We start from the raw sequence: 15,692 nt of genomic DNA, 5'->3' as shown, positions 1-15,692 counted from the left end.
TTGTTCTCCGCGACGTTCACCGCAACGTTGACCCATGGGGCCCCACGGACCTTCGCCGCAATGACCGAGACCACGCTCCCGCACACCTCAACAGCCGAGGCCGTCGTGTTCTGGGTGCTGGGCGGCATAGCGGTGCTCGCGGCCATTGCCATGGTCACCGCACCCAAGGCGGTCTACTCGGCAATGTTCCTGGCCTGCACCATGATCAGCCTGGCAGTGCTGTACACCGTCCAGGACGCGGTGTTCCTCGGTGTCGTTCAGGTGGTGGTGTACACCGGCGCGGTGATGATGCTGTTCCTATTCGTGCTGATGCTCATCGGCGTTGATTCCGCCGACTCGATGGTGGAAACAATTCGCGGACAACGAGTTTGGGCAGCAGTCGCTGGCATTGGATTCGGCGTCGCGCTGATCGCCGGCATCGGGAACGTCAGCACCACCTTCATCGGCCTCCAGCACGCCAACCGGGCAGGCAATGTCGAAGGGTTGGCTGTCTTGATATTCACCCGCTACCTATGGGCCTTCGAAATCACCAGCGTGCTGCTGATCACCGCCGCGCTCGGGGCGATGGTGTTGGCGCACCGCGAACGACTCGACCGTCGCAAGACCCAACGCGAACTCGCGGTTGAGCGATTCACGGCCGGCGGGCATCCGACGCCCATGCCGAGTCCCGGGGTGTACGCACGGCACAACGCCGTCGACGTCCCAGCCCGACTGCCGGACGGGTCGGATGCCGATCTGTCGGTCAGCGCCATCCTGCCGCGGCGCAGCGTGCCGACCAACGAGGGGACCAGCCAATCATGAATCCCGCGAACTACCTGTACCTTTCAGCGCTGCTGTTCACCATCGGTGCGGCCGGAATGCTGCTGCGGCGCAACGCCATCGTCATGTTCATGTGCGTCGAATTGATGCTCAACGCAGCCAACCTGGCATTCGTCACGTTCGCCAGGATGTACGGCCGCCTCGACGGACAAGTGGTTGCCTTCTTCACCATGGTGGTCGCCGCCTGCGAAGTGGTGGTGGGGCTGGCGATCATCATGGCCATATTCCGAACCCGGCGGTCTGCATCGGTGGATGCCGCAAACCTGTTGAAGCTCTGACCATGACGGCTTCGGTGTGGTTGCTGATCGCGTTGCCACTCGCGGGCGCCGCCGTGCTGCTGTTGGGCGGCCGGGCCACCGACGCGTGGGGGCACCTGCTGGGGTGCCTCACGGTACTGGGCTCGTTCGTCCTTGCAGTGATGCACATTTTCACAATGGCAGGCCGCGCCGACGCTGCCCGTACGGTCGACGAGCGGTTGTTCTCCTGGGTTCCCGTTGGCGAACTGCATGTCGACTTCGGACTGCGACTGGATCAGCTGTCCATCTGCTTCGCGCTTCTGATCACCGGAGTCGGATCACTGATCCACATCTACTCGGTCGGGTACATGGCTCACGATCCTGCTCGCAGAAGGTTTTTCGGCTACCTGAACCTGTTCGTGGCCGCGATGCTGCTGCTGGTGCTGGCTGACAACTACCTGGGTCTGTACGTCGGGTGGGAAGGCGTGGGCCTGGCCTCCTATCTGTTGATCGGGTTCTGGTCGTACAAGCCGGCTGCCGCCACCGCAGCCAAGAAGGCGTTTGTGGTCAACCGAGTGGGTGATATCGGACTGGCGCTGGCGCTGGCGGCGATGTTTGCCTATAGCGGGACGCTTTCCTTCACCGGCGTGTTCATCAGCGCGCCGCACCTGGCATCGGGTGAAACCACCATCATCGGGCTGTTGTTGCTGCTGGCCGCCTGCGGCAAATCGGCTCAGGTTCCGCTGCAGTCCTGGCTGGGCGATGCGATGGAGGGCCCCACGCCAGTGTCGGCGCTGATCCACGCGGCCACCATGGTGACTGCGGGCGTATATCTGGTCGTGCGCTCGGCACCAGTGTTCAACGAATCTGGCGACGCCCGTTTGGCTGTCGCGGTCGTCGGTGCCGTCACGCTGCTTTTCGGAGCGGTGATCGGATGCGCCAAGGACGACATCAAGAAGGCTTTGGCCGCGTCGACCATGAGCCAGATCGGCTACATGATGCTCGCCGCCGGACTGGGCCCGGCCGGTTATGCCATCGCGATCCTGCACCTGCTCACCCACGGGTTCTTCAAAGCCGGGCTGTTCTTGGGCGCCGGTTCGGTGATGCACGCCATGGACGAGGAAACCGACATGCGTCGCTACGGCGGATTACGCACCGCTATGCCGGTCACCTTCGCCACCTTCGGCATGGGTTATCTGGCCATCATCGGAGTTCCACCCCTGTCAGGCTTCTTCTCCAAGGACCCGATCATCGAGACAGCCTTTGCCGCAGGCGGATTGAAGGGGCTGCTGTTCGGCGGGGCGGCGCTGCTGGGCGCCGGCATTACGGCGTTCTACATGACCCGCGTGATGCTCATGACGTTCCTCGGCGAGCGGCGCTGGGCCGATGGAGCCCATCCCCACGAATCGCCGTCGGTGATGACCTGGCCGATGGTGATACTGGCCGCGGGATCGATCGGTGCCGGTGCGCTGCTGGCGGTCGGCGACGTGCTGCAGGACTGGCTGGCACCGGTGGTGGGCCACCACGAAGCCCACCACGGCGTCTCCGGCTGGTTGATCACCGTCCTCACCCTGGGAGTTGTCGCAGTGGGAGTTGTTGTTGCCCAGCGGATGTACGGCAACCAGGCAATCCCTGTGACCGCACCGCAGGAGGTATCGGCACTGACCGTGGCGGCGCGCAGCGACCTCTACGGAGACGCCTTCAACGAACGGGTCCTGATGCGGCCGGGCCAACTGATTACCCGGGAACTCGTGCTCTTCGACGAAGATGCCGTCGAAGGCGTCAGCCACAACCTGGCGACTGCGATCGGAGCCGCCTCCCAGCGACTGCGGCGCTGGCAGAACGGGTTCGCACGATCCTACGCATTGTCAATGTTGGCCGGAGCGGCGCTGATCATGGCCGCCGTTCTCGCGGTGAGGGTGTGGTGACCGGGATGTGGTGGTTGACGGCGCTGTGGGTGATACCGATGCTCGGTGCGGCGTTGGTGATCTTGCTGCCTTCGGCTGCACAGGCTTTCGCACGTTGGTCAGCACTCGCGGTGTCGGTGGCGGTCCTGGCCGTCACACTGCTGTTGGCCGCCCGATTCAACCCGGCCGGGCCGCGCTACCAGTTCGTAGAGAACCACCCGTGGATTCGGTCGTTCGGCACCGGCTACATCCTGGGCTTGGACGGGATAGCGCTTGCTCTCGTGGTCTTGACCGCGGTGTTGGTGCCAATACTGATCGTCGCCGGCTGGAATGACGGTGGCGTGCAATCTCGATCCACGCAGTCGTATCTGGCACTGATCCTGGCTGTCGAGTCGATGGTGCTGATATCGCTCGTCGCACTGGACATCCTGCTGTTCTACGTGTTCTTCGAGGCAATGCTGATCCCGATGTACTTCCTGATCGGCGGCTTCGGCGCGGACCGGCCCGCCGCCTCGAAGGCAGCAGTCAAATTCCTGCTGTACAACCTGTTCGGCGGGTTGATCATGCTGGCGGCGGTCATCGGTTTGTATGTGGCCACCGCCAACAGCACGGCATTGCATTCCGGCACCTTCGATTTCCGCACAATCGCCGCGGCAGTGCAGGTGGGCGCACTCAATCTGGATCCAGCGCTGGGAAATGCACTGTTCGCCGGATTCATGTTCGCCTTCGCTGTGAAGGCACCGCTGTGGCCGTTGCACCGGTGGCTGCCTGACGCCGCGGTGCAAGCCACTCCGGCGACAGCAGTGCTGATGATGGCCGTAGTCGACAAAGTCGGCACATTCGGCATGCTGCGTTACTGCCTGCAACTGTTTCCGTCGGCATCGATCACGTTCCGCCCCTTGATCATCACCCTTGCAGTAATCGGCATCGTGTACGGGGCCATCGTGGCGATCGGCCAAACCGACGTCATGCGGTTGATCTCATACACCTCGATTTCGCATTTCGGATTCATCATTTTGGGCATCTTCGTGATGACCGATCAGGGGCAAACCGGGTCCACGCTCTACATGATCAACCACGGCATCTCGACCGCGGCGCTGTTCCTGATCGCCGGCTTCTTGGTCGCGCGCCGAGGTTCGCGGTCCATCGCCGATTTCGGCGGCGTCCAGAAGGTCGCGCCGGTGCTGGCTGGGACCTTCCTGGTTGCCGGACTCGCCACCCTGTCATTACCCGGGCTGGCGCCTTTCATCAGCGAATTCCTGGTCCTGATCGGAACATTCGTGCACTATCCGGTCTTCGCGGCCTTCGCCGCAACCGCCCTCGTGCTGTCGGCCATCTACATCCTGTGGATGTACCAGCGAATGATGACCGGGCCGGTAGCCGCGGGCAATGAGCGACTGCGTGACCTGGTACCCCGCGAGTTGGCCGTGGTCGTTCCGCTGATCGCACTCCTGTTGGTCCTCGGCGTTTATCCCAAGCCGGCGTTGGATGTGATCAATCCCGCTGTGGGACATACTCTGCTGAGCACCGGGCAGGGGGCGGCCCGATGACTACGTTGCAAGCGCCATCGGTCGAGTACGGCCTGCTATCGCCGATGCTGATCGTGTTCGGTATGGGACTGGCCGGGGTTCTGGTGGAGGCGTTCGCACCGCGGACCGCCCGCTACGGCATCCAGGTGGTCCTCAGCCTCGGCGGACAACTGGCCGCGCTGGCAGCGGTGATCGTCGAAGCGCTGCAATTGGGTTCGGCGGAGGGACGGCACGCAGTACTGGGTGCCGTCGCCATCGACCGACCTGCACTGTTCCTGCAGGGCACGCTGCTCGGGGTTGGGTTGCTCGCCACGTTGCTGATCGCTCAGCGCGTTCCGGTCGGGCCCGATACCGGGGGCGGCCTGGTGGCGTTCACCCCGCAGGCTTCGTCGGTGCCGGGCAGCACCGCCGAACTCGTGGCCACCAAAGCCGGTGTGACACAGACCGAGATCTTTCCACTGACCATGTTCGCGCTCGGCGGCATGATGCTGTTCGGGGCCTCCGATGACCTACTGAGCATGTTCGTGGCACTGGAGGTGCTGTCGCTCCCGCTCTACCTGATGTGCGGCCTGGCCCGTCGACGCCGACTGCTGTCGCAGGAGGCCTCGCTGAAATACTTTCTGCTGGGCGCATTTTCGTCAGGATTCTTCCTGTACGGCGTCGCAATGCTGTACGGATACTCGGGAACCTTGAGCTTGTCGGGAATAGCCGAGGCCTCGGGCCCGTCGACCATGGGCCTGATCGGCGTGGCCCTATTGTCGGTGGGCCTGCTGTTCAAAGTCGGTGCGGTGCCGTTCCATTCGTGGCTGCCTGATGTCTACCAGGGTGCCCCCACGCCCGTAACAGCATTCATGGCCTCGGCTACCAAGATCGCGGCGTTCGGTGCTTTGTTGCGCGTCTGCTATGTCGCACTGCCACCGCTGGCCCGTCAATGGCAACCGGCGTTCTCCGCCGTCGCCGTGATGACCATGGTGGTCGGCACCATTACCGCGATCTCACAGAACGATGTCAAGCGCATGCTTGCGTACTCGTCCATCGCCCACACCGGTTTCATCCTGACCGGCGTCATCGCACTGAACGCCAGCGGACTGTCCGGATCGTTGTTCTATTTGTTCGCTTACGGTTTCAGCACATTGGGTGCATTCGCGATAGTCAGCGTGGTGCGCCGGTCCGACGGTGACGAGGAGTCCGACCTACGCCGCTGGGCCGGTCTGGGTCGGCGCTATCCGTTCATCGGTGTGGTGTTCTCGTTGTTTCTGCTGGCCTTCGCCGGCATTCCGTTGACCAGCGGCTTCGTCAGCAAGTTCGCGGTGTTCAAGGCGGCCGCAGAGGGCGGCGCGGCGTCGTTGGTGGTGGTCGGTGTGATCGCCAGCGCCGTTGCGGCGTATTTCTACGTGCGGGTGATCGTGTTGATGTTCTTCACCGAGCCTCCGGCCGACGCCCCGGCAGTGGACATGGGCACCTTGAGCCGAGCGATGATCGTGCTGACGGCCGCGGTGACGCTATTCCTGGGCGCCCTGCCGCAGCCCTTGCTGGATCTGGCGAACAGTGCCGACCATTTCGTACGTTGAGCCTGGATTAACGTAGGACCATGCCAACAGTCATTCAGGCCGACCACGGGCCTGTGCGAGTCATAACCCTCAATCGACCCGCGGCACGAAATGCCCTGAGCCGTGAGCTGATCGGCGCCCTCTACACCGCGCTGACCGGGGCGGACGCCGACGAATCGGTGCAGGCAGTGGTGCTCACCGGGGCTGACCCTGCGTTCTGTGCCGGCGTCGATCTCAAGGAAGCCGCGGCCCAGGGCATGGACTACTTCGGCGAGTTTCAGACCCAGAACTGCATCACCGCCGCAGCCGATATGCGAAAGCCACTGGTCGGTGCGATCAACGGTGCCACGTTCACCGGTGGGCTGGAACTGGCGCTGGGATGCGACTTTCTGGTGGCCTCGCCACGCGCGGTGTTCGCTGACACCCATGCCCGGGTGGGGATTCTTCCCGGCGGCGGAATGACAGCGCGTCTACCGCAGGTTGTCGGCGCAGCCATGGCCCGCCGGATGTCGATGACCGGCGAAGTGATCGACGCCGCCCGGGCCGAGCACATCGGATTGATCACCGAAGTGGTTGCCCACGAACAACTTCTACCCCGCGCCATCGAGTTGGCCTCGGCGATCGCCGAGGTACCCGCACCAACCATGTTGGGACTCAAGGAGATATACCGTCGAGGCTCAGCCGCGGTCACCGATCCGGCGCTGACGGCCGAGCAGGATATCGCCGGGGCACAAGCCCGTGATTTCGCGGGGTTAAGTGACCGCTTCGCTGCGGTGACGACGCGCAACAAGGGTCAACTGGCTACATGACGGTGATGCGCCGAGATCGACAAAATGGCCGCTCGCACTCGAACTTTGCGGCCCGTTTGTCCGTTTGGACGGGAATGGACCGGGCGAGTCAGCGAGCGACGCCGCGGGTGACGATCAGGGCAGCCTCGTCGACCCAGCTTTCGCCCAGTTCGTCATCGGGACGCAGCAACATCCGCAATAGCGTTGCGCCACCAATGATTTCAATCAGCCGGTCCGGATCGACATCGGGATGCACCTCGCCACGCTGGACCGCTCCTTCCAGCCGCAACCGCACCACGTCGAACAGCCCGTGAAAGCGCGCGACAACCCGACCGTTGAGTTCGGGATCAGCAGTCATATCGGCCACGAGGCCGGGCAACGCTGCGCGCACCACCGGGCTGGTGAACACGTCGCGGGCCGCGCTGATCATGGCCCGAACGTCAGCAACGATGTCGCCTTCTGGCGTGGTCAGCGCCGACGGAGCAACCGGGAAGGTGGCCTCGTGCACCAACTCCGCCTTGCTGGACCAGCGCCGATACAACGCGGTCTTGGTGGTCCCGGCCCGCTCAGCTATCGCCGCCATGGTCAGGTTGGCATAGCCGACCTCTGCCAGCAGTTCTGCGGCAGCAGCCAGCACCGCGGCGTCGATCCGCGGATCACGCGGACGTCCGGCGCTTGGGGTCTTGTCAACCGCTGGCGGGTCTGATTTCATAACGCTACGCATCGTATCGTAATTGTTTGCGGAAGGAAGACCCTGTGGCGAACGAACCGGCGGAAAGCTCCGTCTCGGTCGAGACCAACGTCGACCACCTCCAGCGCTCCAGCCGGGACGTCACGACCGTGCCGGCCGTTCTGTCGCAATGGATTTCGACAGTTACCGAGGGCGCCATAAAGCCCGATATCACAGTGGAAAGTGGTATCGATTCCAACGGCATGTCCTCGGAAACCATCATGCTGACCGGCCGCTGGACCGAGAACGGTGAGCAGGTCGAGCAGAAGTGGGTGGCCCGCGTGGCCCCCACCGCCGACGACGTTCCGGTCTTTTTGTCGTACCGACTGGACCATCAGTTCGACGTCATGAGGCTGGCCGGTGAGCTCACCGATGTTCCGGTGCCGCGGGTGCGTTGGCTGGAACCCACCGGTGAGGTACTGGGTGCGCCGTTCTTCCTGATGGACTGCGTGGACGGCCAGGTACCGCCCGACGTCATGCCCTACACCTTCGGCGGCAACTGGTTCGCCGACGCCACCGCCGAGCAGCGGTGCACACTGCAGGACAGCACCGTCGCAGCCATCGCCAAACTGCACTCCATCCCGGACGCAGACAAGACTTTCGGCTTCCTATCGGAGATCGACCCGCCGGGTGATACCGCACTGCGCAGGCACTTCGGCTGGCTCAAGGACTGGTACCAGTACGCCGCAGCAGGTTTGGAGCGCTCACCGCTGATCGAGCGCGCGCTGGAATGGCTGGAGGCCAACTTCCCCGACGACGTCGCCGCGTCGGAATCGGTTCTGGTGTGGGGTGATTCGCGCATCGGCAACGTGTTGTACCAGGACTTCAAGCCGTCGGCGGTGCTCGACTGGGAGATGGCCACGGTTGGCCCTCGCGAGTTCGACGTGTCGTGGATCATCTTTGCGCACAAGGTGTTCGAGGAGCTCGCAGGGCTGGCTGGGCTGCCCGGTCTGCCCGATGTGCTGCGCGAAGAAGATGTCCGCGCGACATACAAGGACCTCACCGGCGTCGAGGTGGGTGACCTGCGCTGGTTCTATATCTACTCCGGCGTCGTGTGGTGTTGCGTGTTCATGCGCACGGGCGCCCGCCGCGTGCATTTCGGCGAAATGGAGCGGCCCGAAGACATCGAGTCGCTGTTCTACCACAAGTCGTTGTTGGAAAAGCTGTTGGAAGGAACCGCTTAAATGCTGGGCCCCATGGACGAATTCCCCATCCACCAGGTACCCCAGCCCATTGCCTGGCCAGGGTCCAGTGACCGGAACTTCTACGATCGCTCGTACTTCAATGCGCACGACCGCACCGGTGACATCTTCGTCATCACCGGAATGGGCTACTACCCCAACCTCGGGGTGAAGGATGCGTATTTCCTTGTCCGACGCGGTGATACCCAGACCGCAGTGCACCTATCAGATGCCATCGACCAGGACCGGCTGAACCAGCACGTCATGGGCTACCGCGTCGAGGTCACCGAGCCGCTGCACAAGGTGCGCATAGTGCTCGAGGAGACCGACGGCATCGCCGCCGATCTGACCTGGGAGGGTCTCTTCGACGTCGTGCAGGAGCAGCGCCACCTGATGCGGCAGGGCAACCGAGTCTCCCTGGACGCCCAACGATTCGCCCAAGTAGGTTCCTGGACAGGCCATCTCGTCATCGACGGTGAAGAGATCAAGGTCGACCCGTCGGTGTGGATCGGGTCCCGCGACCGGTCATGGGGCATCCGCCCCATCGGTGAGCCAGAGCCTGCCGGACGACCGGCCGATCCGCCATTCGAAGGCATGTGGTGGCTGTACGTGCCGATGGCTTTCGAAGAGTTCGCCATCGTGATGATCATCCAAGAGGCCCCCGACGGCTACCGCTCGCTCAACGACTGCACCCGCGTGTGGAAAGACGGCCGAATCGAGCAATTGGGTTGGCCCCGCGTGAAGATCCACTACCGCTCCGGCACCCGCATTCCCACCGGTGCCACCATTGAGGCCACTGCGCTGGACGGTACTCCGGTCCGCTTCGACGTCGAATCCAAGTTGCCCTGCCCCATTCACGTCGGCGGCGGCTACGGCGGCGACTCGGACTGGCTGCACGCCATGTGGAAGGGCGAGAAGTTCACCGAGCGGCTCACCTACGACATGAACGACCCGGCGATCGTGGGCCGCTCCGGCTTCGGCGTCATCGACCATGTCGGACGCGCGGTGTGCCGTGAAGGCAACAAGCCGCCGGCCGAAGGATGGGGCCTGTTCGAACACGGTGCACTCGGCCGGCATGACCCGTCGGGCTTCTCGGACTGGCTGACCGTCGCCCCCTAGCCCCCTGCTTCACATCCCCGCCAGAGCTGGGGTACCTCCCGCTTGTGGGGGAGCCACCTGTCCCCGGCACAACGGCGTGCCGGGGGCAGTTTGCTTTGAAGGCCAGGCGTCAAAGTCTCCACATTTCGCGAGCCATGGCGGATTGCTCGAAGTACAGGTACCGCTGAGCTTGTGGCTGACGTGGTCTCGCGGGGTGACGGACCTTGGCGAGAATGGCGGTGGCCATCTCGACCCACCAGTGAATCGCCGCGGCCGCAGGGCGGACCGTAACAGAGCCTGTACTGGCAGTCATCGCAGTTTCCCTTCATGAACGCCGACAATGCCTTGACTCTGCGATTTTTGGACGCCGTCAGATGTCGGCACTGATGGAGGGTTTAGCGACGGGGGTTGTCGATATATTCCCGGGGCTCTTACGGATGAGCGCAGTTGTACCGCAGACCCCACCCCGCACACGGGGAACACCTGGCGAGCCATCTGTCCCCGGGCACATCGGTGTGCCGGGGACAGTTTGTATATGCGAACACCGGCTCAGGTGCGCCGTAGTTGCTCCAAGCGCGAAGTGTCCCTGCCGAGCCAACCAGCAAACACGAAATGCGCTGTCTATACCGGGGTTTGGATGCTGGACATGACGAGCTGCAGGTAGGGGCGGTACAGGTCTTGTCCACCAAGGTGACTATCGAGGGTGATGCCGTCGTTGGCCGCCAGGATCACCCGGGCCAACGTCTCGGCGTCAATCGCGAGGACACCGCCGATCCGAGCCACGTTCTTGGTGATGAACTCGCCGAGCGCGCGGACGGTCTCGAGGCGCTGGGCGGCCACGCGCTCCCGCGCCTCGGGGTTGCGCAGCAGGTACAGGGTGAGCTCGTATCCCAACGCGGCTCGATCCGGCCCGCTGCTCAATTGCCGCCACCGATCCGACAGTTCATCGATATCAACGTCATCGAGATGATGAAAGGACATCATGATCTCGATGAATCCATCGAGGAACCGGTCGCGCTGTCGGTCGACCACCGCGAGGAACAACTTCTCCTTAGCGCCGAACTGGGAGTAGATGGCACCACGGGTGAACCCCGCGGTGTCCGCGATTTCCTCAAGCGCAGCGCCAGTCAGGCCCTTGCGGGCGAAGACCTCCTCGGCGGCATCCAGTAGCACCTGTCGAAGGTGTTCGGCCCTGCGCTCTTTAGTCCAACGTTCAGCCACCGGGGAATTCTCCCACCAACTCGGGCGGCGGCTGTTCTGCGACGGCTTGGCGGGCGTCACCGAGCACGGAGAGTTGATAGCTCATCCCCAGCCTTTCCGACACCCACCAAAAGCTTTCCGACGCCCGCAAAAGAGTGTGATGCCGACCACTCTAATACAGTCTTGTATCGCTAATGCATGAGTGTATCGTGAGTCCGGTCACACCGACCAGATGCGATCCCCGAGGTCCATCTATCGCGGCGGCACAACCGGCAGGCCCACTCCGGTCAAGTGCTCGCCGCCGGTGTTCACCACCCATTTGAGGAGGACTCCTTTGATGCCAGCAACGCGTCCCGGTGAATGGCTCAACCCGGAATCGGGTATCGGCCTCGGCCTGGATGACATCCAGCCCGACACGTTCAAAACGGTCATCACCACCGACCGTTACACCTGTCCGGAATATGCTGCGCGCGAACGCGAAGCGATCTGGAAGCGATCCTGGCAGATCACCGGCCGAGAAGAAGACCTGCCGAAACCTGGTGACTGGAAGAAATACGAAATCCTCGATCAGTCGTTCATCATCGTGCGCGGAAAAGACGGCACGCTAAGGGGTTTCGTCAACGCCTGCCGGCACCGCGGCAACGCCCTGTGCACCGCCGAGACCGGTAACGCCAAGCGCGGTTTCCTCTGCCAGTACCACCTCTGGTCCTACGACTTGGAGGGCAAGCTGAAGGGAATGCTGCGGGAGGACCTGGCTGGCCCGATCGACAAGACCAAGAACTCGCTATTGCAGGTGTCGGTGGATACCTTCGCCGGATTCATCTTCCTCAACCCGGATCCCGAGGCCCAGCCACTACACGAGTACCTCGGTGACGACGTGGTCAGACTGTTAGAGCCGTACCACATCGAACAGTTCACCACGGTCATGGATGTCACCGAGGCCATCGAGTGCAACTGGAAAGTCGTCATGGACGCCTTCGAAGAGGGCTACCACATCAACGGCATCCACCCCCAGCTGCTGCAGGTGCTGCACATCAATCCGAAGACCGCGCGCTACCAATTCTTCGAAGACCACAGCGTCGCAATGGCTCCGTTCGAGGTACAGGGTGCCAGTGTGCAGGATCAGGTCGAAGGGATGCTGGCCCTGCCGGAGACCTTCCCGGGGACCGTGGCGGTGATCCCGCGGTTCCAGGAACTCCTCGCGCCCTATCGGTCCGAGGACGAGAGCGTGGAATTTCCCGACGATGTGACTGCGCGGGCGCTGCTGCAGCAGGCCACCCGCGACGTGCTGACCGGGATGGGCCTCGACGTCAGCCGCCTGACCGACGATCAGATGGTGGACAATCAGGGCTGGGTGCTGTTCCCCAACTACTTCATGACCGTGCGCGCCGGCGAGTGCCACGTCATCATGTCGGTGCCGCACCCCAGCGGCGATCCCAACAAATGCATCTGGCATGTGGCCAGCTACATGTACCTGCCAGAGGAGTTCCGCGATGCCGTCCGGGCTGAGGCCATCGTGGTGGATACGCCGGGAAGCCACAAGTACTTTGAGGCACTCCAGCAGGACTACGAGCAAATGCCTCGCCAGCAGAAGGGCTTGCGTAACGACCGGCTCGATCACATGACGCTGGTGAAGGAGGAAGTCGTCATCGCGCACTTCCATTCCGTGGTGGACCGTCACATGGCTACCGCGGCAGGCCGCGAGATGATCACCGCGGCGGGCCGCGAAATGATCGAAGGGGCAACCGCATGACCACCATCGACGACGTCATCGGGCAGAGCACTGGGCGGGCGCGGACCGTGCTGGACTACAGCCAGATCATGAAGAAACTCGTGAAAGAGGCCAAGCAGCCCGGGTTTTCGGCCGAGAGCTGGGCACCGCTGGCCGAGTTGATCGCCACCGACGAATTCGTGCGCATCGGGCCGTTCAAGGATGTGATGAACTGGGCCGAGTACGTCGAATTCCTGACCAACTGGGCCACCTCCTCGGACTGGGACTGCTCGTTCAAACGCATCACCGAGACGCCCGACGTGACCTTCCTCGAACTCGAGGAACGAAGCCAGATCGGCGATTTCAGCAGCGTGGTCAACAGCGCCTCGGTGTATGAGTTCAACGCAGAAAACAAGATTCGGTACATTGCCGTCTACCTGCAGATGGAGTTGCCAGGCATGATGCCCAGCTTCGACACCCCCGGTGACTCGCAGTGACCGATCAGCACCTCGACGCCGACGTCGACGCGGTCGACTTCTTTACCGACAACAAACTGCTGCACGACCCATACGGGTATCTGGCCGCGCTGCGCAACCAGTGCCCGCTGCGCCGGGAGACCCACCATGACGTGGTTATGGTCACCGGGTACGACGAAGGCCTGTCCATCTACAACGACACCCAGCACTTCTCGGCGTGCCTGTCGGTGACTGGCCCATTCCCGGGATTCCCTGTGCCGCTGGATGATCTGGGTGACACCGACATCTCGGAACTGATCGAGAAGCACCGCGACGACCTGCCGTTCAATGATCAGCTGCCCACCTTCGATCCGCCCAAGCACACCGATCACCGTGCGCTGCTGTCGCGGATGATCACCCCGAAACGGCTCAAGGAGAACGAGGAATTCATCTGGCAGCTCGCCGACCGGCAGCTCGATGTGGCGCTGACCGACGGCCGCTGCGAGCTGATCGACGATTTTGCCAGCCCGTTCGCGATGCTGGTGATCGCCGATCTGCTCGGCGTCCCCGAGTCCGACCATCCCGAGTTCCTCGATGCACTGACCCAGGGCCACGCCGGCACCATCGGCAGCAGCAAGGGCGACGCGATGACGCAGTCACCGCTGGAGTATCTGTACGGGAAGTTCTCCGATTACATCAGTGACCGGCGCGCCAGTCCGTGCGACGACGTGCTGACCGGTGTCGCCTCGGCGACATTCCCTGACGGCAGCACCCCGGAGGTCATCGACGCGGTGCGCGTCGCATCGAATCTGTTTGCCGCAGGCCAGGAAACGACGGTGCGGCTGCTATCGGCGGCGGTGATGATCCTGGCCGAAGATCAGGCGCTGCAGACCCGGCTGCGGGCCGACCGCGACCTCATCCCGCGTTTCATCGAGGAGACCCTGCGCTTGGAGAGCCCGGTGCGCGGCGACTTCCGCCTGGCCAAGACGCCGGTCACCGTCGGTGGCGTCGACCTGCCGGCCGGCACCACCGTGATGCTGGTCAACGCGGCGATGAATCGTGACCCGGCCAAATTCGCCGACCCCGACACCTTCGATCCGGATCGCGCCAATGCCCGCAACCATATGGCCTTCGGCCGGGGTGTGCACAGTTGCCCCGGTGCGCCTTTGGCCCGCACCGAGGGGCTGGTGAGCATCAACGGACTGCTCGACCGGACCGAGAAATTCTGGATCGACGAGGAGCACCACGGCCCGCCCGGTGATCGCCGATACCGGTACCTGCCCACCTTCATCCTGCGCGGCCTGACCAAGCTGCATATCCGATTCAACTAGGAGTTGCCTCAATGCCTTTCGAAGGCACAACTGCGATCGTGACCGGAGGCGCCCAAGGCCTGGGCCTAGCGATCGCCGAGGCGCTGGTCGCCCACGGAACCAAGGTCGCCATCTTCGATCTGTCGAGCGAGCAGCTGGCGACCGAGGTCGCCCGGTTGCGCGAGGCGGGCGGCACCATCAACGGCTACACCGTCGATGTCTCCGACCGCGGCCAGGTCCGCGACGCGGTGCAGCAGGTGCGCGCCGAGCTGGGTCCGGTGCTGCGGCTGGTCAACAACGCCGGCATCGAACAGTTCGGCAAGTTCACCGAGATCACCGACGAGTTGTGGGACCACGTGATGGCGGTCAACCTGCGCGGGCCGTTCATCTGCGTCCAGGAAGTGTTGCCGGACATGCTTACTGCACAGTGGGGCCGCATCGTGAACATCTCGTCGTCCAGTGCGCAGGGTGGACAGTCACACATGGCCGCGTACGTCAGCTCCAAGGCCGGGGTGATCGGCTTCACCAAGGCGCTGGCGCTGGAACTGGGCCCCAAAGGCATCACCGTCAACACCATCCCGCCAGGCATGGTGGTCACGCCGATGCTCGAAAAGGCCATCGCCGAGGGCAATTTCAGTGCCCCGCTGGAGCACTTCGCCAAGATCACCCCGGTGCGCCGGGCCGGCCGTCCCGAGGACATCTCCAATGCCGCGATGTTCCTGATGGCCGATGAATCTTCCTATGTGACAGGCCAGATCATCGGCGTGAACGGCGGGCGGCGTACATGAGCACCGATGTTCTGGGCCCGCTGCCCGCGGATCAGTGGGGCGATGAGGAGTATGCAGCGTTCGGGAAACTCCTCGGCATGCCCGCAGACAAGGTGCCCCGGGCCGGTTCCGGGCATGCCTACGACCCGATCTCAGCCGTGGCTGCGGGCAATGAGGGTTTCACCGGCCCGGACCTCACTGCGCTGGGGGCCGCCGACGAACTTCTCGAGAACGGCCACCTGGCCTGGCCCTCCTGGCAACGACTGAGCACCGAACTGGGTGAACGGCCGGCGATCGAGTTGATCTTCCTGGTCGGAACCTACGCCATGTCCGCCATGGCTTTTCGCACTTGGGGGCTAGCCCCCCCACCCGGTATGACTCCCCTTCCCCAACCACGAAAGGACTACTGAC

15 protein-coding genes are annotated in these 15,692 nt (G+C 63.4%); 13 read left to right on the top strand and 2 right to left on the bottom strand.

Translation table 11 applies throughout. The features are described from left to right. Window positions 1–60: 60 nt before the first annotated feature. From M2432_RS01195 to M2432_RS01170, 6 genes are read left to right on the top strand one after another with little or no spacing between them, the layout of a single operon-like run. Complete coding sequence (locus tag M2432_RS01195) at window positions 61–801, top strand: NADH-quinone oxidoreductase subunit J (protein ID WP_280825287.1); 741 nt, start codon at window positions 61–63, stop codon at window positions 799–801. Continuing rightward, on the top strand, window positions 798–1,097 hold the full coding sequence (gene nuoK, locus M2432_RS01190; protein WP_280824902.1) for an NADH-quinone oxidoreductase subunit NuoK: 300 nt from the start codon (window positions 798–800) through the stop codon (window positions 1,095–1,097). The genes M2432_RS01195 and nuoK overlap by 4 nt, the downstream gene beginning before the upstream one ends. A gap of 2 nt (window positions 1,098–1,099) precedes the next feature. Continuing rightward, on the top strand, window positions 1,100–2,983 hold the full coding sequence (gene nuoL, locus M2432_RS01185) for an NADH-quinone oxidoreductase subunit L (RefSeq protein ID WP_280824901.1): 1,884 nt from the start codon (window positions 1,100–1,102) through the stop codon (window positions 2,981–2,983). Continuing rightward, a complete protein-coding gene (locus M2432_RS01180; protein ID WP_280824900.1) occupies window positions 2,977–4,512 on the top strand; it encodes an NADH-quinone oxidoreductase subunit M in 1,536 nt (511 codons plus the stop codon). The genes nuoL and M2432_RS01180 overlap by 7 nt, the downstream gene beginning before the upstream one ends. Beyond that, complete coding sequence (gene nuoN / locus M2432_RS01175; RefSeq protein WP_280824899.1) at window positions 4,509–6,062, top strand: NADH-quinone oxidoreductase subunit NuoN; 1,554 nt, start codon at window positions 4,509–4,511, stop codon at window positions 6,060–6,062. The genes M2432_RS01180 and nuoN overlap by 4 nt, the downstream gene beginning before the upstream one ends. 20 nt (window positions 6,063–6,082) lie before the next feature. Beyond that, window positions 6,083–6,850, top strand: a complete 768-nt coding sequence (locus M2432_RS01170) for an enoyl-CoA hydratase (protein WP_280824898.1) — start codon at window positions 6,083–6,085, stop codon at window positions 6,848–6,850. 88 nt (window positions 6,851–6,938) lie between these two features. Here M2432_RS01170 and M2432_RS01165 read toward each other — a convergent pair whose 3' ends face one another. Then, a complete protein-coding gene (locus tag M2432_RS01165; protein ID WP_280824897.1) occupies window positions 6,939–7,541 on the bottom strand; it encodes a TetR/AcrR family transcriptional regulator in 603 nt (200 codons plus the stop codon). Between the two features lie 44 nt (window positions 7,542–7,585). Between M2432_RS01165 and M2432_RS01160 the strand changes: the two genes are divergently transcribed. Both M2432_RS01160 and M2432_RS01155 read left to right on the top strand, forming a co-directional pair. Continuing rightward, on the top strand, window positions 7,586–8,743 hold the full coding sequence (locus tag M2432_RS01160) for a phosphotransferase family protein (protein ID WP_280824896.1): 1,158 nt from the start codon (window positions 7,586–7,588) through the stop codon (window positions 8,741–8,743). Continuing rightward, window positions 8,744–9,859 carry a hypothetical protein gene (locus M2432_RS01155; RefSeq protein WP_280824895.1) on the top strand — a complete coding sequence of 372 codons (1,116 nt, stop codon included), beginning with the start codon at window positions 8,744–8,746 and terminating at the stop codon, window positions 9,857–9,859. Window positions 9,860–10,459: 600 nt separating this feature from the next. On the opposite strand, the gene M2432_RS01150 is transcribed toward M2432_RS01155, so the two are convergent. Next, window positions 10,460–11,059, bottom strand: coding sequence for a helix-turn-helix domain-containing protein (locus tag M2432_RS01150; protein WP_280824894.1), 600 nt, complete (start codon window positions 11,057–11,059; stop codon window positions 10,460–10,462). Window positions 11,060–11,375: 316 nt separating this feature from the next. Between M2432_RS01150 and M2432_RS01145 the strand changes: the two genes are divergently transcribed. Genes M2432_RS01145 through M2432_RS01125 form a run of 5 tightly spaced genes read left to right on the top strand, consistent with a single transcriptional unit; the run spans window position 11,376 to window position 15,691 of the window. After that, window positions 11,376–12,791 carry an aromatic ring-hydroxylating dioxygenase subunit alpha gene (locus tag M2432_RS01145; RefSeq protein ID WP_280824893.1) on the top strand — a complete coding sequence of 472 codons (1,416 nt, stop codon included), beginning with the start codon at window positions 11,376–11,378 and terminating at the stop codon, window positions 12,789–12,791. Continuing rightward, a complete protein-coding gene (locus M2432_RS01140) occupies window positions 12,788–13,246 on the top strand; it encodes a hypothetical protein (protein ID WP_280824892.1) in 459 nt (152 codons plus the stop codon). Before M2432_RS01145 ends, M2432_RS01140 begins: the two co-directional genes overlap by 4 nt. Next, a complete protein-coding gene (locus tag M2432_RS01135; protein ID WP_280824891.1) occupies window positions 13,243–14,535 on the top strand; it encodes a cytochrome P450 in 1,293 nt (430 codons plus the stop codon). Before M2432_RS01140 ends, M2432_RS01135 begins: the two co-directional genes overlap by 4 nt. 11 nt (window positions 14,536–14,546) lie before the next feature. After that, window positions 14,547–15,302, top strand: a complete 756-nt coding sequence (locus M2432_RS01130) for an SDR family NAD(P)-dependent oxidoreductase (protein WP_280824890.1) — start codon at window positions 14,547–14,549, stop codon at window positions 15,300–15,302. After that, a complete protein-coding gene (locus tag M2432_RS01125; protein WP_280824889.1) occupies window positions 15,299–15,691 on the top strand; it encodes a hypothetical protein in 393 nt (130 codons plus the stop codon). Before M2432_RS01130 ends, M2432_RS01125 begins: the two co-directional genes overlap by 4 nt. Window position 15,692 lies beyond the last annotated feature (1 nt).

The sequence above is a fragment of the Mycobacterium sp. OTB74 genome, assembly GCF_029892685.1.
GTDB lineage: Bacteria > Actinomycetota > Actinomycetes > Mycobacteriales > Mycobacteriaceae > Mycobacterium.
This window is presented reverse-complemented; position numbering and strand designations above follow the sequence as displayed.